This is a genomic window from Allobosea sp. UNC402CLCol (assembly GCF_000745475.1).
GTDB lineage: Bacteria > Pseudomonadota > Alphaproteobacteria > Rhizobiales > Beijerinckiaceae > Allobosea > Allobosea spartocytisi.
The window spans coordinates 314,987-336,866 of sequence record NZ_JQJJ01000010.1 but is presented as its reverse complement, the minus strand read 5'-3'; the positions used below and the strand labels follow the sequence as shown (position 1 = coordinate 336,866).

At 57.2% G+C, this 21,880-nt stretch carries 23 protein-coding genes and 1 tRNA gene; 15 read left to right on the top strand and 9 right to left on the bottom strand.

Annotated elements, in window-relative coordinates; translation table 11 throughout:
• The 6 genes from GY40_RS13570 to tenA all read left to right on the top strand — a co-directional run bounded on the left by GY40_RS13570 (position 1) and on the right by tenA (position 6,076).
• Positions 1 to 1,344, top strand: coding sequence for a murein hydrolase activator EnvC family protein (locus GY40_RS13570; protein WP_038363068.1), 1,344 nt, complete (start codon positions 1 to 3; stop codon positions 1,342 to 1,344).
• Positions 1,344 to 2,735, top strand: a complete 1,392-nt coding sequence (locus GY40_RS13565) for a S41 family peptidase (RefSeq protein ID WP_081925457.1) — start codon at positions 1,344 to 1,346, stop codon at positions 2,733 to 2,735. Before GY40_RS13570 ends, GY40_RS13565 begins: the two co-directional genes overlap by 1 nt.
• Positions 2,736 to 2,856: 121 nt before the next feature.
• Positions 2,857 to 4,104 (top strand): divergent polysaccharide deacetylase family protein, encoded by a 1,248-nt coding sequence (locus GY40_RS13560; protein ID WP_081925376.1) that lies wholly within the window; start codon positions 2,857 to 2,859, stop codon positions 4,102 to 4,104.
• On the top strand, positions 4,101 to 4,625 hold the full coding sequence (locus GY40_RS13555) for an RNA pyrophosphohydrolase (RefSeq protein WP_038363066.1): 525 nt from the start codon (positions 4,101 to 4,103) through the stop codon (positions 4,623 to 4,625). The genes GY40_RS13560 and GY40_RS13555 overlap by 4 nt, the downstream gene beginning before the upstream one ends.
• Positions 4,626 to 4,764: 139 nt before the next feature.
• A complete protein-coding gene (locus GY40_RS13550; RefSeq protein ID WP_038364116.1) occupies positions 4,765 to 5,406 on the top strand; it encodes a TenA family protein in 642 nt (213 codons plus the stop codon).
• 1 nt (position 5,407) lies between these two features.
• Positions 5,408 to 6,076: a thiaminase II gene (gene tenA / locus GY40_RS13545; RefSeq protein WP_038363063.1), complete on the top strand. Its 669-nt coding sequence runs from the start codon at positions 5,408 to 5,410 to the stop codon at positions 6,074 to 6,076.
• Positions 6,077 to 6,079: 3 nt separating this feature from the next.
• On the opposite strand, the gene GY40_RS13540 is transcribed toward tenA, so the two are convergent.
• Positions 6,080 to 6,670: a hypothetical protein gene (locus tag GY40_RS13540; protein WP_038363061.1), complete on the bottom strand. Its 591-nt coding sequence runs from the start codon at positions 6,668 to 6,670 to the stop codon at positions 6,080 to 6,082.
• A 343-nt stretch (positions 6,671 to 7,013) separates the two neighbouring features.
• Here GY40_RS13540 and GY40_RS27080 point away from each other — a divergent pair, with 343 nt between their 5' ends.
• The 4 genes from GY40_RS27080 to GY40_RS13530 all read left to right on the top strand — a co-directional run bounded on the left by GY40_RS27080 (position 7,014) and on the right by GY40_RS13530 (position 10,986).
• Positions 7,014 to 8,279, top strand: a complete 1,266-nt coding sequence (locus tag GY40_RS27080; RefSeq protein WP_081925375.1) for a tyrosine-type recombinase/integrase — start codon at positions 7,014 to 7,016, stop codon at positions 8,277 to 8,279.
• A gap of 387 nt (positions 8,280 to 8,666) precedes the next feature.
• A complete protein-coding gene (locus GY40_RS27590; RefSeq protein ID WP_156115952.1) occupies positions 8,667 to 8,903 on the top strand; it encodes a DNA-binding protein in 237 nt (78 codons plus the stop codon).
• Positions 8,904 to 9,454: 551 nt separating this feature from the next.
• Positions 9,455 to 10,213, top strand: a complete 759-nt coding sequence (locus GY40_RS27585) for a hypothetical protein (protein ID WP_156115951.1) — start codon at positions 9,455 to 9,457, stop codon at positions 10,211 to 10,213.
• Between the two features lie 293 nt (positions 10,214 to 10,506).
• Positions 10,507 to 10,986 (top strand): hypothetical protein, encoded by a 480-nt coding sequence (locus tag GY40_RS13530; protein ID WP_156115950.1) that lies wholly within the window; start codon positions 10,507 to 10,509, stop codon positions 10,984 to 10,986.
• A 348-nt stretch (positions 10,987 to 11,334) separates the two neighbouring features.
• Here the strand turns inward: GY40_RS13530 and GY40_RS27580 are convergent, their stop codons facing one another.
• Entirely contained in the window at positions 11,335 to 11,529 is a 195-nt protein-coding gene (locus GY40_RS27580; RefSeq protein WP_156115949.1) for a hypothetical protein, read from the bottom strand.
• A 727-nt stretch (positions 11,530 to 12,256) separates the two neighbouring features.
• On the opposite strand from GY40_RS27580, the gene GY40_RS27575 reads away from it, so the two are divergent.
• On the top strand, positions 12,257 to 12,673 hold the full coding sequence (locus GY40_RS27575; protein ID WP_156115948.1) for a hypothetical protein: 417 nt from the start codon (positions 12,257 to 12,259) through the stop codon (positions 12,671 to 12,673).
• 469 nt (positions 12,674 to 13,142) lie between these two features.
• Positions 13,143 to 13,415 (top strand): hypothetical protein, encoded by a 273-nt coding sequence (locus GY40_RS13525; protein ID WP_156115947.1) that lies wholly within the window; start codon positions 13,143 to 13,145, stop codon positions 13,413 to 13,415.
• Between the two features lie 110 nt (positions 13,416 to 13,525).
• Here the strand turns inward: GY40_RS13525 and GY40_RS28255 are convergent, their stop codons facing one another.
• Positions 13,526 to 13,852: a hypothetical protein gene (locus tag GY40_RS28255; RefSeq protein ID WP_248311164.1), complete on the bottom strand. Its 327-nt coding sequence runs from the start codon at positions 13,850 to 13,852 to the stop codon at positions 13,526 to 13,528.
• Positions 13,853 to 14,232: 380 nt separating this feature from the next.
• Entirely contained in the window at positions 14,233 to 14,643 is a 411-nt protein-coding gene (locus GY40_RS27065; RefSeq protein ID WP_081925372.1) for a YbhB/YbcL family Raf kinase inhibitor-like protein, read from the bottom strand.
• 226 nt (positions 14,644 to 14,869) lie between these two features.
• Between GY40_RS27065 and GY40_RS13520 the strand changes: the two genes are divergently transcribed.
• Positions 14,870 to 15,154 (top strand): helix-turn-helix domain-containing protein, encoded by a 285-nt coding sequence (locus GY40_RS13520; protein WP_081925371.1) that lies wholly within the window; start codon positions 14,870 to 14,872, stop codon positions 15,152 to 15,154.
• A 41-nt stretch (positions 15,155 to 15,195) separates the two neighbouring features.
• Here GY40_RS13520 and GY40_RS13515 read toward each other — a convergent pair whose 3' ends face one another.
• Positions 15,196 to 15,831, bottom strand: coding sequence for a recombinase family protein (locus GY40_RS13515; RefSeq protein WP_038363054.1), 636 nt, complete (start codon positions 15,829 to 15,831; stop codon positions 15,196 to 15,198).
• 553 nt (positions 15,832 to 16,384) lie between these two features.
• Here GY40_RS13515 and GY40_RS27570 point away from each other — a divergent pair.
• Both GY40_RS27570 and GY40_RS27060 read left to right on the top strand, forming a co-directional pair.
• Entirely contained in the window at positions 16,385 to 17,068 is a 684-nt protein-coding gene (locus GY40_RS27570; protein ID WP_156115946.1) for a hypothetical protein, read from the top strand.
• A gap of 5 nt (positions 17,069 to 17,073) precedes the next feature.
• On the top strand, positions 17,074 to 19,380 hold the full coding sequence (locus tag GY40_RS27060; RefSeq protein ID WP_156115945.1) for a UvrD-helicase domain-containing protein: 2,307 nt from the start codon (positions 17,074 to 17,076) through the stop codon (positions 19,378 to 19,380).
• A 52-nt stretch (positions 19,381 to 19,432) separates the two neighbouring features.
• Here GY40_RS27060 and GY40_RS27980 read toward each other — a convergent pair whose 3' ends face one another.
• The 4 genes from GY40_RS27980 to GY40_RS13490 all read right to left on the bottom strand — a co-directional run bounded on the left by GY40_RS27980 (position 19,433) and on the right by GY40_RS13490 (position 21,871).
• On the bottom strand, positions 19,433 to 20,383 hold the full coding sequence (locus tag GY40_RS27980; RefSeq protein ID WP_197062749.1) for an HNH endonuclease: 951 nt from the start codon (positions 20,381 to 20,383) through the stop codon (positions 19,433 to 19,435).
• A 108-nt stretch (positions 20,384 to 20,491) separates the two neighbouring features.
• Positions 20,492 to 20,890, bottom strand: a complete 399-nt coding sequence (locus GY40_RS13495; RefSeq protein WP_156115944.1) for a hypothetical protein — start codon at positions 20,888 to 20,890, stop codon at positions 20,492 to 20,494.
• A 54-nt stretch (positions 20,891 to 20,944) separates the two neighbouring features.
• Positions 20,945 to 21,433: a hypothetical protein gene (locus GY40_RS27055; protein ID WP_081925369.1), complete on the bottom strand. Its 489-nt coding sequence runs from the start codon at positions 21,431 to 21,433 to the stop codon at positions 20,945 to 20,947.
• 361 nt (positions 21,434 to 21,794) lie between these two features.
• A tRNA-Arg gene (locus tag GY40_RS13490) sits at positions 21,795 to 21,871 on the bottom strand.
• Between the last annotated feature and the right edge of the window lie 9 nt (positions 21,872 to 21,880).

The window sequence follows — 21,880 nt, the reverse complement described above, 5'->3', positions numbered from 1 at the left end:
ATGATTCGCACCGCGCTCCCCCGTCTGGGCCTAGCTGCCGCCCTGCTCCTCGGCACGGCATCGCCGTTGCGCGCCCAGAGCGCCCCGCCCGATCCGGACGCCTTCCAGCGCGAGGCGATGCAGAAGCTCGTCGAGAAGCAGGCGCGCGAGGCCGAGCTGAAGGCCATCGAGCAGCGCCTCGACGGCAATATCGAAGTCCGCCGCAAGCTCGAAGGCGAGATCGCCGCGATCCGCGCCGACCGCGCCGCGCTCAACAAGGCCCTGCTCGACACGACGGCCCGCACCCAGGCCGGCGAAGAGAAGCTCGGCGACCTCGAGAAGCGGCTCGCTCTGTCGCAATCCAGCGAGGCGGCGATCCGCCGCTCGCTCGAGAGCCGGCGCGGGTTGATCGCCGAGGTATTGGCGGCGCTCCAGCGCATCGGCCGGCGCCCGCCGCCGGCCGTGCTGGTCAGGCCCGAGGATATCCTCGAGGCGGTCAGGGCCTCGATGCTGCTCGGCGCCGTGGTGCCGGACCTGCGGCAGGAGGTCGAGATTCTCGGCACCGACCTCGCCGAGCTGGTGCGGCTGCGCGACAACATCGCCGCGGAGAAGACCCGGATCGGCGCGGAGATGGAGCAGCTCGCGGCCGAGCGCCAGCGCCTGGCATCGCTGATCGAGGCAAGGCGCGAGCGCGAGGCCAGCGCGGCCAAGGATGTCGATGCGCAGAAGGCGCTGGGCGACCAGCTCGCCGGCCAGGCGCGCTCCATGCGTGACTTCGTCGAGAAGATCGAGAAGGAGATCTCCGTCGCGAGCAAGGCGGCGGAGGCGGCCCGCCAGGCGATCGAGCAGGAAACCCGCGAGCAGCGCGAACGCATGACCGCGCTCGCCTTCAAGGACCCGGCCCGGCTCGCCCCCAAGATCGCCTTCGCCGACGCCCGCGGCCTGCTCTCGCTGCCCGCCGCGGGTTCACGATTGCGTGGTTTTGGCGATGCGGACGGCGCCGGCGGCACCACGCGCGGGATTTCACTGGAAACCCGTTCCGGCGCCCTAGTTTCGGCGCCTTCTGACGCTTGGGTGGTTTATGCGGGTCCGTTCCGTTCCTTCGGGCAGCTCTTGATCCTGAATGCCGGCGGCGGATACTACATATTGCTGGCAGGAATGCAGCGCATCGATGTCGCCCTCAACCAGTTCGTGCTCGCCGGCGAGCCGGTTGCGGTGATGGGCGAAACATCGGAAGCTGCGGCGACGACAGTAGGAGTGGGAACCGGCCAACCGGTCCTGTATATAGAATTCAGAAAAGACGGTGTTTCGGTCGATCCGACGCCGTGGTGGACGAAATCGCAAGGCGAAAAGGTTCGCGGATGATGCGCAAGGTTTCTCTCGTTCTCGCCGGCGCCATCATGGGCGCGGGCCTGACCGGACTGGCTACCCAGACGCGGTTGTTGAGTTCGACCAGCGCCGTCGCCGCCTCGGCCGAGGTCTATCGCAGCCTCAACCTGTTCGGTGACATCTTCGAGAAGATCCGCACCGACTATGTCGACAAGCCCGACGAGCAGAAGCTGATCGAGGCCGCCATCAACGGCATGGTCTCCTCGCTCGACCCGCATTCCTCCTATCTCGACGCCAAGTCCTTCCGCGAGATGGACACCGACATGCGCGGCCAGTTCGGCGGCCTCGGCATCGAGGTGACCATGGAGGACGGCGTCCTCAAGGTCGCCAAGCCGATCAAGGACACGCCCGCCTCCAAGGCCGGCATCCTCGCCAACGACATCATCCGCCAGATCGACGGCACCGAGGTGAAGGGGCTCTCCCTCACCCAGGCGGTCGACAAGATGCGCGGCCTGATCAACACCCAGGTGACGCTGAAGGTCGAGCGCCCCGGCAAGACGGAGCCGCTGGACTTCACCCTGACCCGCCAGACCATCGTCGTTCCGGCGGTTGAGGAGCGCGTCGAGGGCGACATCGCCTATATCCGCATCGGCACCTTCTCCGAGCAGACCTATGACGGCCTGCGCAAGGCGATCGACAAGACCACCAGCGAGATCGGCGCCGACAAGCTCAAGGGCTACATCATCGACCTGCGCAACAACCGCGGCGGGCGCCTCGACCAGTCCGTGCTGGTCTCCGACGCCTTCCTCGAGCGCGGCCGCATCGTCTCGACCCGCGGCCGCAACGCCGAGGAGACGCAGGTCTTCAACGCCAAGTCGGGCGACCTCACCAAGGGCAAGCCGGTCGTCGTGCTGATCAACGGCTCGTCCGCCTCGGCGGCCGAGATCGTCGCCGGCGCCTTGCAGGACCACAAGCGCGCCACGCTGATCGGCACGCGTTCCTTCGGCAAGGGCTCGGTGCAGACCGTGATCCCGCTCGGCTCGAATGGCGGCCTGCGCCTGACCACAGCGCGCTACTACACCCCGTCGGGCAACTCGATCCAGGCCAAGGGCATCACCCCGGACATCGAGGTGCTGCAGGACATCCCGGCCGAGCTCAAGGACAAGCTCGTCGACAACAAGGGCGAAGCCGCGCTCAAGGGCCATCTCAAGGCCGGCGAGGGCGAGGAGCAGTCCGGCTCGAGCTCCTATGTCCCGAACGATCCCAAGAAGGACACGCAGCTCATCGCGGCGATCGACCTGCTTCACGGCGTGAAGAAGGATGCCGCCGCGCTCGCCCAGAAGCCGGCCGAGCCCCCGGCCGCAACGCCCGCTCCCGCTCCGGCCGCCCCCGCGGCGCCGGCCACGCCGGAAGCGCCCAAGCCCTGACGAGCGGCCCCGAGCGCGCCTCGGGGCTCGACTGCGGGCGGCTAAGACGACAAGACTAGCGCGCGGACCACTGATTCGGGTCCGCGTCGCAATCTGTTAGGACGGCTGACCTTTGGCCGGAATGCCGCTCACGGACCTCAACCGGCCGCTCGGCCAGGACAAGCCTGCGCGCGCGAACAGGCCGTGGGGGCGCTGGCTTGCGACCGCCGCGGCCGGCTTCGTCGGCACCGTGCTTCTCGGCCTCCTCCTCGTCGTCGCCCTGCGCCGCGATCCCGATGGCGGCGAACCCATGGCCGTCGCGACCATCGAGAAGCGCGCCGCACCGCCCGTCGCCGTCGCGACCGGCCCGGACGCCGCGACCAATCCCGGCCCGCGCGGACCCGCCAGCGCCGCGCAGCTCGAGAGCAATGCGGGCGTCACCGTCTACCGCCCGGATTCGGACGCACCCGGCGCCATCGTCATCACCGTTCCCGACGACGCCGGCCAGATCAAGCTCGCCCCGGCCCCCGACAACCGCCTCGTCGAGCGCACGCGCTACGGCCTGCTGCCGAAGGCCGGACCGGACGGCGCCACCCCGGCGCAGATCTATGCCCGCCCGCTCGGCCCGGCCCCCGCGACCAAGCCGGCCGGACGGGTGGCGCTCGTCGTCGGCGGCCTCGGCATCAGCCAGAGCGGCACGTCGGATGCGATCACCCGGCTGCCGCCACAGGTTTCGCTCGCCTTCGCCCCCTATGGCACCGAGCTCGAACGCACCGTCCAGCGCGCGCGGGGCGAAGGACACGAGGTCTTCCTACAGCTTCCGATGGAGCCCTTCGACTACCCCGACAACGATCCCGGCCCGCACACGCTGCTGACGGGTCCGAAAGCCCCCGACAATCTCGACAAGCTGCACTGGTCGCTCGGCCGCTTCACTGGCTATGTCGGCATCATCAACTTCCTCGGCGGCCGGCTGACGGCGGATGAAGGCGCCCTCTCGCCGATCCTGCGCGATCTCGCCGGGCGCGGGCTCCTGGTCGTCGATGATGGCTCCTCGGCGCGCAGCCAGCTCGCGCCGGCGGCCAGCCGCGCCCAGATCCCGGCGCTCAGGATCGACCGGACCATCGACACGGTGGCGCGCGCCGACGCCATCGACAAGGAACTCGCCAATCTGGAAGCGATGGCGCGCGACCAGGGCATCGTCGTCGCGGCGGCGAGCGCCCTGCCCGTCTCGATCGAGCGGATCGCGCAATGGGCGCAATCCCTTGAAGCGAAGAAGATCGCGATCGTGCCGGTGAGCGCCGCGCGGGGTTTCCGCAACCCCAAGAGCACAGGCTCGCTCGGCCCAGGCTCGCGCCCCGCAGGCTCTCTCCCGACCGGATCTCCGCGATGACCGACGCCGCCCCCGAAGGCTACCGCCCCTGCGTGGGTCTCGCCCTGTTCAATGCCGAAGGCCTCGTCTTCATCGGCCGGCGCGCCGACAAGACCAAGCGCGAGCATGTCGCCCCCGGCCATGCCTGGCAGATGCCGCAAGGCGGCATCGACAAGGGCGAGACGCCGCTGGAAGCCGCCCGGCGCGAATTGCAGGAGGAGACCAACATCACCTCCGTCGAGCTCCTGGCCGAGGCGCCGGGCTGGCTGAGCTACGATCTGCCGGTCGATATCGGCCAGGAGGCCTGGAAAGGCCGCTGGCGCGGCCAGGCGCAGCGCTGGTTCGCCTTCCGCTTCACCGGCTCCGAAAGCGAAATCGACATCCTCACGCCCGCCGGCGGCCACAAGGCCGAGTTCGACGCCTGGCGCTGGGCCCCGCTTGCCGAGACGCCGGAGCTGATCATCCCCTTCAAGCAGGGCGTCTACCGTCAGGTCGTCCGCCATTTCGCCCCCTTCGCGAAGGCCGGAACCGCAACCGCCTGATCGCCCACGGCGGCTACCCTCGCATCTTCGAACTGTTCCAATTTTCCATATGGAACAAAGAGTTGAGCGGAATTCCCGGCGCGCCTAGATTGCCCGGATCCGGCGCTGCCGTGATGCGTGCCCTTCCGGAGACGACATGATGACCGAACGTTTCAGCGAGACCTTGCGGCAGGCGAGCGAGCCGCTCTGGTCGCAGGCGACGGAGCATCGCTTCGTGCGCGAGCTGCTCTCCGGAACGATCTCCGACGCCGTGATGGCGCGCTACCTGATCCAGGACCACCGCTTTCTCGACGCCTTCCTCACCTTGCTCGGCGCGGCCGTCGCCACCACCGACAGCTTCGAGGCGCGGCTGCGCTTCGGCCGTTTCATCGGCATGGTCTCAGGCGAGGAGAACACCTATTTCCTGCGCGCCTTCCAAGCGCTCGGCGTGACCGCCGCCGAGCGCGAGCAGCCCCCGGACACGCAGGCCACGGCCGGCTTCAAGACGATCATGCGGGACGCCGCCGCGACCCGCTCCTACGCCGCCGCCCTGGCCGTCCTGAACGTGGCGGAGTGGCTCTATCTCGACTGGGCGACGAAGGCGACGGCGCCGCTGCCGCGGAACTTCGTCCATGCCGAATGGATCAGCCTGCACGACAATCCCGACTTCCGCGATTTCGTCGCCTTCCTGCGCGCCGAACTCGACCGCGTCGGCCCGGCCGAGGCGGCGTTGAGCCGCGATTTCTTCCTGCGCGCGGTCGCGCTTGAGCTGGCCTTTTTCGACTCCGCCTATGAGCACTGAGATGGATCTCTTCGCGCGATTGAAGGCCGCAGCCAGCAGCGACTGGCAATCTTACGTCGATCACGACTTCGTCCGCCGGATGGGCGCAGGCACCCTGCCGCAGGAGGCCTTCCGCTACTACCTCGTCCAGGATTATCTCTTCCTGATCCAGTTCGCGCGCGCCTATGCACTGGCGATCTACAAGGGCCGCAGCCTCGCCGATATGCGCGCCGCCAAGGCGGGCCTCGACGCCATCCTCGATGTCGAGATGGATCTGCATGTCCGGCTCTGCGGCCGCTGGGGCCTCTCGCCCGAGGCGATCGAAGCCGCGCCGGAGCATCAGGCCACCATCGCCTATACCCGCTTCGTGCTCGATTGCGGCATGGCGGGCGACCTGCTCGACCTGCATGTCGCGCTCGCGCCTTGCGTCATCGGCTATGCCGAGATCGGCCGCACCCTTACGCCGGTGGGCATCGAAGCGCTTGCCAACCATCCCTATCGCGACTGGATCGGCGAATATGCCGGGGAGACCTATCAGCAGGTCGCCGCAGAAGCCCGCCGCCATCTCGACGATCTCGCCGCGCGCGCGATGACCGAGCGCCGCTTCGCCGAGCTCACCGCCCTCTTCGCCAAGGCCTCGCGGCTGGAGGCCGATTTCTGGCAGATGGCGCTGACCGAGACCAGAACCTGAACCCTATCCGTGCATGGCGGAGAGGAGGCGGATGATCCAGTAGAACTGATAGACGAGGTGGGTGATGGCGATCGCGATCTGCAGGCGGCGATCCGCCCAGATGCTGCCGACGACGCAGAAGGCCAAGCCGATCGGCACCTGCAGCAGATAATCGCTGCTGAGCTGGCTCCAATGGTCGAGCCCCTTGATCAGCGTGTCGACGACGTCGAGCAGGAAGGCGACGGCGAGCAGCCCGAAGAACCAGCGCCGCCGCTTGATGAAGAAATCCTCGTAGCCGGCATATTCCGCAATCGAATCCGGGAAGAGCAGCGCCGCGAGCAGATAGAGCACGACGGCATAGCCGATCAGGAACAGGAAGACGCCGAAGCTCCAGCTCGGGATCCGCGACAGCGCGAACTCCCACCACCAGAACAGCGCCAGCTCGAGCAGGATCGAGCCGACCCAGAGCATGTGCAGCAGCGAGACGCGATTGCGGCCGGGATGCTGGATGAAGCCGGCAATGCCCAGGAGCATGCGGGTGATGCCGAGGCCGATCACCATGCCCATGACGATGCGGACATGGGAGAACAGCTCTTGCGGCGCGACGGTATCCATGCCCCCTGCATAGCTTGCCGGAAACCTGACGCCTAGATCGCCGCGCGCCCTGCCGGGCGCGATAACGGCGATCGATCTGCCTGGTGTTGCATCGGATGGTTCGGGAAAAGCGGATTCCGCCGTCCGGCCCGATGCCATGGCCGAGCCGATTCTCAGATGGGAACGGGAGGGTAAAATGGCGTCCCGGAAGGACGCCGAACTATGGTCCATAGCAGTGCGCCTTGGACCAAAATTCCGCGAATTCTACCGATATAATCATCGCTTTTTGCTAGTTCCGTCCAGATCAATCCAGTACGATACCTCGTTCCTATTAGGGTAAATGTTAGGGTGGAATCGAGGCGATATGGGACAGAAGCTTCACAAGCTAACGGCCCTTCAAGTGAAGACATTGAAGGCGCCGGGGCTTCATAGCGACGGCGGCGGCCTCTATCTCGTCGTCGATACCAGCGGGGCGCGCAGATGGCTTTTTGTTTTTAGGTGGCAGAGCAAACGCAAGGAGATGGGTCTAGGCGGCCTCAGGGGAACGACCCTCGCTGGCGCAAGAGATAAAGCCGCAGCTGCCAGAGCCTCGGTATCCGCAGGGATCAATCCTATAGACGCCCGGAAGGCGAATGCCGCTCGCAAGGCCCCGAAAACATTTGGTGAGTCTGCCGACGAGTTGCTCCGCTCAATCGTTCCCGGCTTCAAGAACGTTCGCCACCGAGCCCAATGGAAAAGGGCGCTGGAGCACTATGCGTTGCCGATCCGAGGAAAGGCCCTGCAGGACGTGGAGACCGCTGACATTCTGAGAATTCTCCAGCCTCTTTGGCAAACTAAACAGGAGACAGCCTCAAGGGTGCGCGGACGCATTGAGCGCGTTCTTGATGCAGCCAAGGCTAAAGGCGAGATCGCCTCGCCTTGGGAGAACCCTGCTCGTTGGCGTGGCCATCTGCAAACATTGCTGTCCCAGCGAACCAAGCTTGCGCGCGGACACCACGCCGCAATGCCGTATGCAGACGTTCCCACATTCGTTGCCAAGCTGCGCCTCCGAGATGCAACAGCTGCCGCCGCCCTAGATTTTGCAATCTTAAATGCAAGCCGCGCCAATGAGGCTCTCGGCGCCCGGTGGGAGGAGTTCAATCTCGATTCGAGAGTTTGGACCATCCCTCGCGAGAGAATGAAGAACGGGAAGCCCCATCGCGTGCCATTGAGCACAAGCGCAGTGAGCATCGTCGAGAGGCAGAAGCGCACGAAGATCAGCGATTTCGTCTTCCCCGGCCAGAAGACCGACAAGCCGCTGTCGGGAATGGCGATGGAAATGCTGTTACGACGTATGGGCGCGTCGGAATTCACACAGCATGGCTTTCGTTCGTCGTTTCGAGATTGGTGCGGCGAGCGAACTAACTTTCCCAGAGAGCTTGCGGAAGCCGCGCTGTCTCATTCAGTTGGCGACGAGACGCAGCGGGCCTATCGGCGAGGAGATGCTTTGGAAAGACGACGGAAGCTGATGGAGGCATGGTGCCAGTTTTTGTCCAAACCGTCAGCTCCACTCACGTCGCAGCCCGTCTCTCCTGCAGCGAGCACCCTGCCGAGCGAGAGTGCTACGCGCTTCGGGAGAGCTGGAAAGTAGTCCAAGCCTACAATACAGCCCCCGATTTCAGCAAAACCCTCACGGTACGCACAGAATCTCGCGCTACTATCGAATATAATTTTGACATTCTATATTCACTTCAACTTCGAATTCACCAATCTATATAACGTCAACTTCGAGTAACGTAATATAATAAGCCATATACTTTAATTTAGAGTGCAAAATATTGTAGTTATTGATCAAATACTACTTAATTAGGAGAATTTGTTACTTTTAAAATCTTTCGATCCCCAAGAAAAAAGGTTGACCTCCGAGGAAATATGTGAAATAACCCAAGTCATAGATTGGGCAATTAAGAGACAACGTCAGATTCGAACTTGATTTATCAATCTTGAAAGGAAATCCATTTGAAAAGGTGATTTACACATGACGAAGAAGACCAAACCTATTTTCCCTCTCGCTTACGACATTAAGGGGCTAATTCAAGCTTCAGGACGTGGGCGCTCTACAATTTTCGAAGACATCGCCGCTGGCCGCCTCATAGCTAGAAAGGCCGGGGGAAAGACCATCATTCTGTATGACGACGCAGTGGCTTGGCTTCATGCACTGCCCGTTCGCGAGCCGTCTCGACTGACGTCGCGCCACATCGCAATCGCGCAGTAGGGTGATCAGCTGAAGCCCAAGGACACATGGAGCCTCCCCTCCGGCCTCACTTCAGCAAACAAACGTGCAGCGTACTCGAATCAAGAGCCCGCCCTGCTGCTTTCTGGACTTAAGTTCGGCTCCCAAATAGGGCCGGCTGCAGATCCTCATGCGCAATAATATCACATGGCGAAATATTTCTCTCGATTGGCCATCTCAATCGAGCGGTACCGATAAATAAAATCAAATAGAGATTTTTACTAGTCCGATTTTGTCGGCTCGTCAAACACTAACAATCTCTCGACCAAGATCGAAAGGCATGCCGTGATGGTTTGCCTATCACAAACCTTTGTCTAGGAGAAATCCCTAGACGAGTTTCCGAATCATGCAAAATTTCAATCCAAAGAATAATGCATGGTATCACATATACAAATACAATACAAAACGTAGTCGCGGCGCGACTTCAAATCGAAACGATTTGAATATCATGAAAGAGAGTTTGAACAATGGGATTAGACCAAAGATATACTAAATCTAAACATAAGTCTCAACATACGGACGAAATCCTATCGTTGATCAAGTCATACAACGATAGATTGGCTAACGGTGAATCTCTCACCAAAACGCGCAAGAACGGTCAGACTCTGACCCAGAAGATCGCGTTTGCAGAGGATAAAGTTGAACTGGCAACCCTCCTAAGGGTTCAAAATCGATTGAATGATAAGCAATCTAGGGTTGCTCATAGAAAGCTATCGTCAATCGAGGTGATTGAAGAGAGTCCGAACTATTTCATTACATTGTCTATGGATGCTTGTCACGATAATCGATGGTATCGCTATGATAGGGATGGTAAAACGCAAAAGCTATATCATACAACTATCGATCTCTTGAGGGATATACTCCTTCGAGTTGATCCATATTTGAAAGAAAAGCCAGTGGAAAAATGGCCGTTCTTCCTCGTAGTGATGGAGCATTTCGACGATGAGGGCAATCTCGTTGCTCCTCATGTCCATATCCTGCTGAGGCTCGATATTGATATCCAGACATTGAGGGCTCTCATTGCTGAGCTATGGGGGCAGGCAGTCCCTGAAGCGGGAAAGAACGGGATCGACGTTCAATATGTCGATCCTCAAAGCCTTCCTAAGAGGGCGAGATATCTGTTCAAGCATTGCTATCAGGACCACGAGTTCAAGCTCGACAACGGCGTGATGCCTGAACTGGTCTGCAATCAATACGGATGGAGCAAGGAAGCCGTATCTCACGATATGTGGATGATCCGTCGTGAGAATTTCCATGCCGCCTTGGCGAGCAAGTCCGAGACCCTCCACTAGGTCACATCCGGACGCTGGGTGATCTGCCTGACTGCCACCTTGCTGGATCGAGGAGCCGCGCCCCCTCGATAAATACAAGGACCGGGTTCAACCGGGAGAGCGGGAGGCATCATGCAAAATCATCATTCGCGAGTAAGAGTCGAGATCCTTTGCGACCAGGAGCTGGTGGATCGCCTGAACACGATCACGGCGGACACCGGTGCTTCACGCAACTTCTTAATTCGCAAAGCGATCAGACTATATTTGGACAATCGAGACAGGGCGGCGGTCCGCCTTGCGATCACTAATAACACATGAAAATTATTGAAAGGAATAATTTTATGAAATGGAATACGATTGATTTTGGAAAATACCGATATGATGGCTGCTTAATTGCCCATATCGCGTTCAAAGACCCTGAATATTTCAATTGGTGCCTGAGCGCAGGCGTATTCAAGGGGAGTAGCCTATCGCAGGCCCACATCGCGAATCATAACCTGAGGAACCTGAGACTGCCTGCGAACCTGCGTGACACCCATTGCGTTCAGATGCTTTATGACTGGGTCGGCAAGCTGACCGATGTCAGAGTCGTAGAGGTCGCCCTCCTTCCGGCAACGCCTGCCCATAACGAGGTCCGCAGCGATACGCTCAACATGGTCTTCAAGACAGATGGCGTCGGTCGGAAGCTCATCAGGAAGGCGCTCAAGGACCACTGGCTTGGTGGGAAGGCGCTGACAAAGGCACGTCTAGAGACACTGTTGGCCGAGCCAGTAGCTCCGACCAGTCTGCATTGAGGTCACGGGAGGGAGGGTGGGAAAGGCCATGGTGGGCTCTGCAGGACTGCTTCCGCTGCTGAGCTTGAGCGGGCAGTCACGGCGCTAATTGCCGCCAAGCCAGCAGGTGGATTCAAGCGATTCATGGCCGAACAGGCCGAGCAGCAAACGGGAAAGCCAAAGTGAGTGCTAAGGATCGTCGAATGCGGTCATCATCGAGCACTTGCTATTCGAGCTTGGTTGGCGCCCTGTACAACGAGCAACCAGAACGGCGCCTTCGACATGGCATTCTCCCGCCCCGCTGCATAATTGTGTAGCTTCCGAAGGACGGCTATGGGTCGGTAGCAGACTTTCGGCTGGCCTATCCGCTCAACGACCAGTCAGCCTTTCAAAACCCGGCAGTGCGGCGGATTGTGGGTCGATGATGGTCTTGGTGACAACTAAAACTAAAGCAGCTGTAATTATTAAAAGCATCATCCAGTAAGTTTTACGTAATGAATTGGCAGATGCCGGGCGAGAACTCTCGAAATTATCTTGTGCATTTTCCATCGTATACTCAGCCATGCAGGCGATATATCGATCTATGCGATGCCTAAACACATAAACCAGCCCATATACGGGAAACAATGTCACGAATTGCAGGACGTCTACATTGAGCTTCAAGTGAATTACCTGCCATAGCGTCAATCGGCAAAACGATAGTCTGCTACTCTAAACTTCACAAGTCTCTTCGCCAAAATCTAGAGGCTGCTATGGGTCGTAAACGGACGCAGAAAATGTATGCTCGCGTGATGCACGGCCCTAAACGCATCAACCGATATCCAGCGCCATGGCGACTAGTTCTCGCCTTCATTGTCGCTCCTCTCGTTGGAGCCGCGGTACTAACAATTTTTCAGTTCGGTTGGCCAACCTCCCTGGCCAAGCTGCTTGGATCCGTCACGCTTCTCAGCATGGGGGCTCTTCCAGCAACGGCCTTGTTTGGCCTGCCAGCCTACTTAATTCTACGAAACTGGGCGGCACCAAGCTTGCTGAACTGCGTGGTTGTTGGAGCCGCGGTCGCGATTATGCCTAGCCTCCTCCTCGAACTGCTTCCAACGTCAACGACCTTTCAATTCAACATTGGCGGGCGTGCGACGGTAGTCGATGGTCATAGGACAGCTTGGGGGTGGGAACTGTGGCGCGCTAACCTGATTAGAACTGCCGTAGCGGGTCTGGCGGGAGGAGCCGTGTTCTGGGCATTGGCTCTCTTGCGCATCACCATGCCCAAGTCCGCTTAGGGTCGGAAGCAGACTTGCGATCCGAGGCCGAAAGCGCTCTGTTTGCGTTACCTGCGGCGGAGGAAATGATGGGCTTGGTCCGAATTTTAATCGCGGCTGCAGCAACCGCCATTGCGCCGAGCTTAGGCGGCTCGCAAATCCCGGATACCCCTGCTCAAGTCCATGGCCTTAGATCGGAGCATGCGTCCTACTTTGAAACGAGTTTCGTAGGTTCGATCACTTGCCACGTTCCGCAACACTACTCATTCCGAAAGTTCTATGACCTCAACCTCCGGCCGAAGGACGGCGGGGCGAAGCCATTTCCACAAAAACTGATCGATTATCGCAATTCGGATGACATCTATTCCGTCTTTGTGATCCACGAAGGCCGTGGCCTCTATTTCCGTTATTTCGGCTATCGATTTGTGAGTAACGAGGTCGCCTGCTTCTGATCTGCGACAGTGCAGTTGAGAGGCGTCAACTATTGGTCGGAAATGGACGTTCGCTCATGGCGCACTTTAACGGCACCCTTCCGGCCAAGTAGCAGATCGAGGGCGGCGACAGGCGATGCAACAAAAAACATTGCCATGCGAAAATCATCATCTACCAGATATATAAGAAGATAGGATAATATATATGTAATCAATACAATAAAAGCAGCCTTATAATACCTAGTTCTATGATTGCTCTCACGCGAAAGCGTAATTGCGCCTGACAAGCACATTACAATAATCAGAGAAATTGGATTCTCAGCTATCGAAAACACAAAATCGAGCATGGGGTGTAGCCGGCCGGGTCGCCAAACGACAAGCACCTAACCATGCATCCTGCTACTTCGCAACGTCGGCAAGGGGTCGGAAGCGGACCTTGTCGATCTCTGTGGACCAACTACGCTACCTGCCGCTGTTATGGAGGCGTGACATGGTCTGGATCGTTCTCGCGCCCGCCACCATAGGCACCGCGTTCGCCGCCGCGTTGATAGCAACGCTACGAGGCTGGTCTGTCCACTACATCGTCCTGTTCGGCCTTGCCGTCACATCGGCATTGTTCGTTTCTCTTTCAGCCGTTAATTTCGTTGAAGGCGGTTGGCCTAATATCGGTCGGTCGTTGCTATGGTTGATCCCGGCCGAGTTTATTTGGATTGCGGCCTTTTCAATGCTCTTCAAAAGGCTGGCGAGATGGCGACGCCATTGACCGCTATGCCATAGGGGCCGCAACGGGTCCAAACGGAAGCAACGGGTCAGCACGGATTACGCCGCTAAGTTCCTCGTGGTGCCTTAGCGATGGCGGCATCCTATTGAGGGTCAGCTTTTAGTGACGCTAAATCTGCCGTTGGGTGTGCTCGGTCGCTGGATTTGAAGTTTCTCACCGGGGCCAATAATGCCCACCTCATGTTCTCCATCCGGCAGCACAACCGTTGCCTTGTTGTTCAGAAAGACGACTACCCTTCTCCCTGTCTGATCGCCTGCAACCGACCACTTCTTAAGCTGGCTGTAATACGGTTCCAGTCGCCAAGCGCGCGGCGAACCCGGATCAACCTGAACCATCAAGAAATTGGTGTTAGGGTCAATTGCCATGACGAGCTTTGAGCGCTCTGGCTTCCACTCCGGCCCAAGAATGTCGGTTATCATCCAAAGGCAATTGAAAGCGCGGCACGTGTTTGGACGATTATCATAGTTGCCGCAGCCTTTGCCGGGGGCGCAAAATCTACACCACGACCCAGCCGGTTTATCGAGTTCAGGAACGTAGTAAACTTTGCAACACAACGTGCAAGTGCCGCAACTCTTTGTATGTTGAAGGTTCATATCCGCCAGTCGCATGCTGATTGCGCCGTGACCTCCCGCAAATCGCGGGCCTTGTCCGTCGTCGGCAAATCTCCAGAATCGCCCGGCAACAGCGATTGAGCATGTCGTTCCGTGCGAGCCACTTATTCGCCTCGGGTGACTGCGCATTTGACGGGCTGCACAATGGAATGGGGCTCAACGAATTCGTTGAGCCCCACGCTCGTCGCTTATTCAGGGAATTTCCGCGTTGCGGTTCCGACCGCGATAGCGGTGCCATTGCTATCGAGGGCTGTCACCGTCCACTCGTAGTCGTGCACCTGCGGAGGAGGCGGGGTCGGTCCGTTGTAAGACCCTCCGCTCAGGCTGCCGCAGGGAATGGTCTGTGACCCCTTGCCCGTGAACGCGACGCTGCCGCCCCCGTGCATGTAGGATGGCACCTGCTTGTCCACCATGCGGAAGCTGAGAGTCTTGGCCCCGGGTGGGACGTTACCGACCGTGAACGATGGCGAAGGATCGCACCATTTGAACGAGACGGCCAGATTCGGCAGTTTAGCCAAATCTGCCGTTGTTGATGTGCCTGTGGAATTGCAGCCGGCAAGAGCCAATCCGCTAACAAGTAAAATCAAGGCAAGGCGCATTTGTTGTCTTTTCCCAATTTCCAGCCAAGAGAACCAGATAAGGACGTATCAGGATGCATCTGAAATCAATCGGATGTCACCTAATCCAACTCATTATTTAGGTAGAGTTGGGATACAGAGCGCGAGGCGAGGCCTCTGTTCTTGTTGAGGTTCTATCCCGCCCTTTTCGCTCAATACCAACTATAGTTGGTAATGGCGGGCATGAGAAATTGCAAGCTCTCGGCGCATGGATATGCGCACGCTCGTGGGAGCTAATTTTGCCCGGCTCAGGAAAGAGCGAGGACTCACTCAGGAACAGATTGAGGAGCGCTCTGGCTTTAGCCAGTGGTACATTTCCAGCTTGGAGCGAGGCCGTAGGAACCCGACGGTCATAACGCTTTACGAGCTAGCAAATGCCCTTGGTGTGCGGGTTGTCGATCTGCTCGCAGAGACGGGGGGCGGAATGGATGTTGGCCCTCAGGCAGCCGATGAGAGCATCGGCAGCGCGAAGAGTGCTCCGAAGGGCAGGTGAAGCGCGGTGGGCAGCAGGCAGCGAACGGGCCGCTCCAAGAATTAGGCATCTAGGCGGCAGTTACCGAACGAGGTCAGCTTTGCGATCTTGGCCACGGTAGCCCGGCTGCACCCTGTTGCTGCCTGCACGCTGGACCACGACAAACCGGCCCTGAGCATCGACGCGATGCCCTCATTGCGCTTGGTATCAGCAGGGCGGCCCTTATACCGACCTTCAGCCTTCGCCTTGGCTTGGCCTTGCGCCTGCCGGCGCCGTCGATCTTCGTAATCCTTCCGGGCGACGGCAGCGAGCATGTCGAGCATCATCGAATTGATGGCGTCGAACATGCGCACTGTAAACTCGTCAGCCTTGGCGTCCGCCATAGCCCAACTCGTCGGCAAGTCCAACGCCACGACGCGAATGTGACGGGTGGCCATTTCTGATTTCAGCTTGGACCAATCCTCAGCGTTCAAACGGGACAAGCGGTCTACCTGCTCAATGAGAAGGAGGTCACCCGGTCGACTGTCAGCCAACAATCGGAAAAGTGCTGGCCTCTTCAGCGAGGCGCCGCTTTCGCTCTCGATGTAAGTGGCGGCAATGGTCAGTCCACGCTCTGCGGCGAAGGCTTCGATCTGTTCACGGGCTCGGTTGGCGTCCTGTTCGATAGTGGATGCTCTGAGATAAGCCCGAACGAACATCCGATACCCTCAATGGTTCACTTAAGATGGTATCCTTATCATTGGTTCATTTTGGATTGTCAAACTGATTTTATGAACCGCCTCAGTGTTGGTTTACGAGAAGCACACCCAAATTGAACTAGCCGGGCATGGCGCTGATCAGTCCGGTAGGATCTTGACCGTTGAATCGCGCGCCAGTTCGTAACGGTCACTCCATACGGCAACCGACCGGCGCCGGCACGCGCATCCGCTAAGCCATACCCCAGCGGTCGCGCTTGCCTCGGTCTCGTCGCAATGCGAAAGCTGACAACCACGAAAGAACGCTACAAATTCCCACGGAAGTGCGTCGCAAAAATTCCTAACTCAATGGCTTGTGGGCATCGCCGCCGCCTCGCTTGCGCCCCACATGTCAAGCTGGCACCAGTAAGCCATGGCTATAATCCGCCCCCTACTCGGACGATTGACACAGGGATGCATCTTTTCGTGCGCCGTAGCCGAAAACTACCCCGGCTGCGCTGTTCATGGGTTTGTAATAACGGCGAGATGCGACGTAGAGCAAGATAAGTTTCCCGTATTGAACTATCTTCCGGTAGTTCGCTTGGATGATTGGTTCGAGCGCGACGGTTTCGATATAATTAAATCGAGACTACTTTCCGATGCTGAAGCGTCTATTTTGGGCGTTATGAAAGAATGCGCTCTCCCCGAGAGCCTATTGAATTCTCAGACGTACAGATCGATATTTGAATCGTTTTTTGCTAATACTTTAGACAAGAAATTCAAAACAAAATCGGATCGATTTTTATCGCTACTTGAGCGGCTTGAGCTAATATCACTTATTAGCGAGGATAAATCTAGATGCAGTGAGCTTTATTCGATTAATGAAAAACTGTCGTCTAATCTACTAAAAGAATTGATTCACCAAAAATTGTCTGGTCTTTATTTTCTGTCAAGTATCGAATTCGACGGAGATTCGACTGGGTATGTGATATTGCTTCGGGAGGTTCAGTCTATTCCTCGGACCCTTGCGCAACTTATTGCGTCCGGTCTGGATCGAGACGAAGCATCTTCGATGCCGTATCATCGAATGATCTCATTTGATCACGCGCCATTTGCGATGCCGATTGGTGAGCTCAAGTCGCCTGCCGTGGAGCATGTGCTGCAAACGTTCTCGACATTGTTTGGGCGAATTGGCCTCGATGATCCGCCCAAATCATATGTTGAAGAGATGTGTACAAGACGTCCAAGGGCCCGAGGGTGAGCGCCATGAAGTACATCTCAGTCGAGCTTGGCGCTATCGATGAGATAGTTGGCAATCGTTTTTTGCAATCAATTGAATTCTCCGAAGGTAGCACTTTAGCTAAAATTATAAAAGGCAAAACGGAACTGGAATTCAAAGTTCAGAAGATCGAGCTTACAGTTCTTTCGGAGGGTATTTTTTTAACAGCTCAGAAAGTATCCAGCGATAGCCGCTATCTTGTAATTGACACCCAGCAATCCGCTATTTTTGATGAATTCTCGGAAGGCGATGCGTTATTTGTATTTCAAAAAATGCTCAGGTTCGCCAAAAAAATATGGCAGGGCCTAGCGCTGAATTTCTCAGAGCGCATTTTGTCAAATAGTTCAAAGGCCCTTGTGTTCCCCTTCCGAGGATTTCGGCAGGCGCCGTATCGAGTGACGCTGGAGCGCGACCCTAACGGCGAACGTTTAGCGAAACGAGGTGATCGGGGCCATTTTCTTCTGGCATATAAGGCCGGACACGAAGGGGCGGATGCAAATCGCGAAGTCGCTGAACTTACGAATTTTCGCAAGGCTTATGAGAGCGTCAGCGATGTGCGCTCTTCATTGCCCAGCCGCTTGGCAAGCAGCGTTTCGCAGGAGGTACCGAGTCAACTCAAAGTCATAGAACTGCCAGACGCAGCCTCATTTAGCGCCGGCTCTATGTACCGTCGGTTCGATGATTGGATGCCAATGCTGACCACGCAGCAGCGCAATTTTGTAGAGGCGCCGATCGTAGGCCCATATCGGATAGAGGGGGCAGCTGGCACAGGAAAGACGCTATCCCTCATCTTAAAAGCCGTATCAGCACTTCGAACGGCTCGCGCCTCCGAAAGCGACCTGAAGGCTGTATTTGTTACACATAGCGACGCAACAAAACGGTCAATCGCCGAGGTTTTTACAGTTGTCGACTTTCACGGCTTTTCACTTGAAGAAAACAGTCTAGCGCCTCAATCAATAAAAATCTGCACGCTTAGCGAGCTGTGTGCCGAGCAACTGCGTCAGGCGATCAGCGAGTCCGAATTTATTGACCGTGATGCGATGGAGTCAAAGGGGCTTCAGCTTCTTTATATAAACGAGGCTTTTGACGAAGCTATGCTGGCGGATTTCTCCGCTCATGAACGATTTCTAACTCCAGAGTTCGCTGAGTTCTTAAAAAATGAGCATTCTTGGAAAATTATCGAGATGCTGCAGCATGAAATCAGCGTAATCATCAAAGGTAGAGCATCTGAAAATCTTGATGCCTATAAAAAAGTGCCGTCTCTCAAATATGGTCTTCCGGCGACTAGCGATGCCGATAAGGGATTTGTCTATGCTATATTTCGTTTGTATCAAAATAGACTCGGTCAAGTCGGCCAATTCGACACAGATGATGTTGTTCTGACTACGATTGGGCAGTTGGACACACCGATTTGGCGCAGAAGGCGCTCTCGCGAAGGGTACGACGCTATATTTATAGACGAGACTCATCTCTTTAATATAAACGAACTTCATTTATTTCATCATTTTTCGAAGTCTCAAGGTCCGTACCCGATTATCTACTCTGTAGATCGCTCTCAAGCTGTTGGAGATCGCGGGTGGACAACGTCGGATATCGCGAATTCGCTTTCTGACAGCGAAAATGCTGATAGCGAAACGAAGGTAAGAACGATATTCCGCTCTTCAGCTGACATTATCAATCTTGCTTTTTCAATTGTTTCTTCCGGCGCAATGCTGTTTACGAATTTTGACAAGCCGATTGATAATATTTCTTCAGCGTTTACTGACATTGATGAAAAGCTTACATCTCCTCCAAAGTATCTCACGGTTCCAAATGAGGACGCGTTAATTGATAATGCTTTCGTTCGTGCCGAGCAAATGCAGCGCGATATGGACTGTAAGCGTAGCGACATCCTGATTGTGGCAACAGACGAGAATATTTTGGATCGTTTGGAGAAATGGGCTATTGAAAGGAATAAACCGCATCTCTTTCTTAAGAAGAGGGGCGATGCTTTGGCGGTCGAGGGCGCGCGTATGTCGTCTCAGTTTATCCTTGGGCACGCCGATTACGTTGGCGGTCTGGAATTTTTTGGCGTGATACTTGTTGGCGTTGACGGAGGCCGCGTTCCGCCTACAGACGACGGGACTGACAGCAGCAGAAATTATCTTTCCTACGCCGCTCATAATCGCCTTTATGTGGCGGTTACACGAGCTCGCTACCGCATTGAAATGTTGGGTGAAAAGGCTCGCGGACCGAGCAAAATAATCGAGCCTGCAATTGCAGCAGGCGTGATGTTGACCGACGATTTGAGATAATTCGGCAGTTCGCGAGCCTATGGGCGGCTACGGCTGCCTTTGGCACATCGGCCTAGTCGGTCCGGAGGCCATCCAGCAATCCGGCCCAATGCGCATGATCTTTCAATGCTTGGGGGCATGGGCCATCAATGGTGTTCTTCGGAAGGCGCAACTGTTGGCCCCGAAGCCCATCGTATGATGATCCTGCAAGCTTTGGGCTGAGCATGACCGTGAAGTCTAGAGGGTGCACGGCTAGTAGGCCGAGATCGAAAAGCGTGTGAAGGTCCGCCCTCAGCAGCAGCCCATTGGCCATCTTGTTGTTGGTGGATTCGCCGTACGGCGCAATATGCGCCGCTTCTAGGGCGTCGACCGCATTACAGCCGGTAATCGCGCAACAGCCGCCATATGCCCGTATGAGAGATATTCTGAACCGAGTTTGTCCGCGGCGCTTGAGCACCTGTCGAATTTGCCATTCGCGAGCACCCGAAATCGCCGGCGGGGCTGGCGCTGTTTCGATTTCAGCCGAAATCCAGTCCCGTGCCGCGTCTCGTTTCGTATGTCCCGCTGCGCTCCCGAATTGCTCGACGATGAAATAGCCGTCTTGCCAGTCGACTACCAACCCAAGCCCCATGACCAGATACTCAACGCCGGGTTTTGGTTTCGTCTGGATCATGACGCCAATTGGCACGCCATCCCGTAGGCACATCATGAGCCCACGATTCGTCGCCTCTTGGTCGCGCGCATTCGGGTTCGAGTTTTCTTGAAAGTACGGATACAGCCAAGAGCCATCCGCCCGGGAGACAACCTCTTTGTCTGCGTAAGGGCTGCTGAGGGTTTGCCGAATGCTAAGCGCGTAGGCGGTATAGGCCGGCTTGTAGATGCCTTTGGCCAACGTGGCGAGCCGATTGCCGAATTCCGCTTGCAACTCGATCTGTTGCCATGACCGGATTTGGCCCGCCTGCGCCAAGAACCATTGCAGCGAAGTGCGATGCCGATCGTCGATGCTCAAGTGTTCTAGCGTCATGTGCTTGCCAGCATCCAACGGTTTGAGCAGACCCAAAGGCCCTTTGATTCTGCCCGGCTTAACCGTAAAATCGGCCCCGGCATGCAAAATGCGCCAGCCTACAGTGGGTTACAATTCTGCCTCCACTCGAAATGCGCCAGTGTTGTCATCAAGCTCGACCAGCCGGACTTTCATCTTCGACGGGTGGCATTCAGCGATTGATCGTGGGAGCGACGTGCGATCCTTCGCAATCGCCACGATGGCCTTCAGTTCGCCGTCACAATTATCTCGTGCCCAGATGAGGTTGCGGGTCAACTCATTGTGGCCGGGGCTGCTGGCAAGAGCGATGGCAGCCTCGCGCGGTCGTTCGTAAATCAGCCGGTCACTCTCGCGTCGAAACTCGTCCTGAAAGAACGTGACAACCACAGTCTTCGTTGCTTCATTCCGCGCGGACCAACTCCACTGTACATTGTGCGGCTTTGTTCCAAAATGCGCGAACGCTGCAGTGTGAGTCCCCTTACCAGCCATCGTCTTCCCCCAGTCTATCGAATAGCTACTATAAATTGATCATGAAGACAGCAATCACCCTCTGATAGTTATCTCGATTGCCGAGGGTGGCACCCCCAAAGCCAGACTCAAACCGGCTTTTGCCTCTGCGATAGTTAGACCGCGCCGCGTGTCTGGTTGGCGCTCCTGCAAAATCGCCGGCATTGGTTGGAAGCTCAGGGTCTCAAAATCGAGATCGGCGAATTCTGCCGCCGTCCTAAACCTGATGGGATTTCGCCCTTCCCATTGACCCTCGACGGCGCAATGAGCATATTCGCTGAAGAGCACAAGCCAGCGCCCCTCGGTGTCGGTCGATGGAACGACATCGCTGATACGGCCGACCAAAAACGCCGATCCGTGAGCCTCTGGACCTTCCACTCGCGCCGACCGCGCATTTCGGCAAAGAACGGCATACTTGCACGCCCTCGCCCTCGCCCTATCCAATGCCCAAGATTGTGTGCCGCCGACCTCTAGAATGTGTTCTATGGACTTGAAAGTGAGCACCATCAGGACATTGTCCGACATTGTAGGCCCCTCCGGCTCCGAACTGCCAGCTGATACCTTGATCGCGCATTCGCCGAACTTAATCAAGAAGTATCTGGAAAGTATCAAAAACCCGCGACGGCGTCTGCTCTAAGCCAACTTCCGACCTTGGTTAGAATGCGCGGCGCTTGCTATCCAAGGCGACACCCGCTCGCGGAGGGGCGAAATCCAGCTGATTCCGTTTGTGTAATTGGCTGCTAGTGGCGCGTCGGTCTGTCCGCAGTAGGCAATTCAGTCCAAATCAGTCCGACACAAACCACTGCCCGATTTAGGGTAAATGTTAGGGCGGCAATCGATCTGGAATAAAATAATTCATATAAATCAATGAGATCAGTGATTTATATGGCGTCCCGGAAGGGATTCGAACCCCTGACCTACGGTTTAGGAAACCGTTGCTCTATCCTGCTGAGCTACCGGGACGCACGAAAC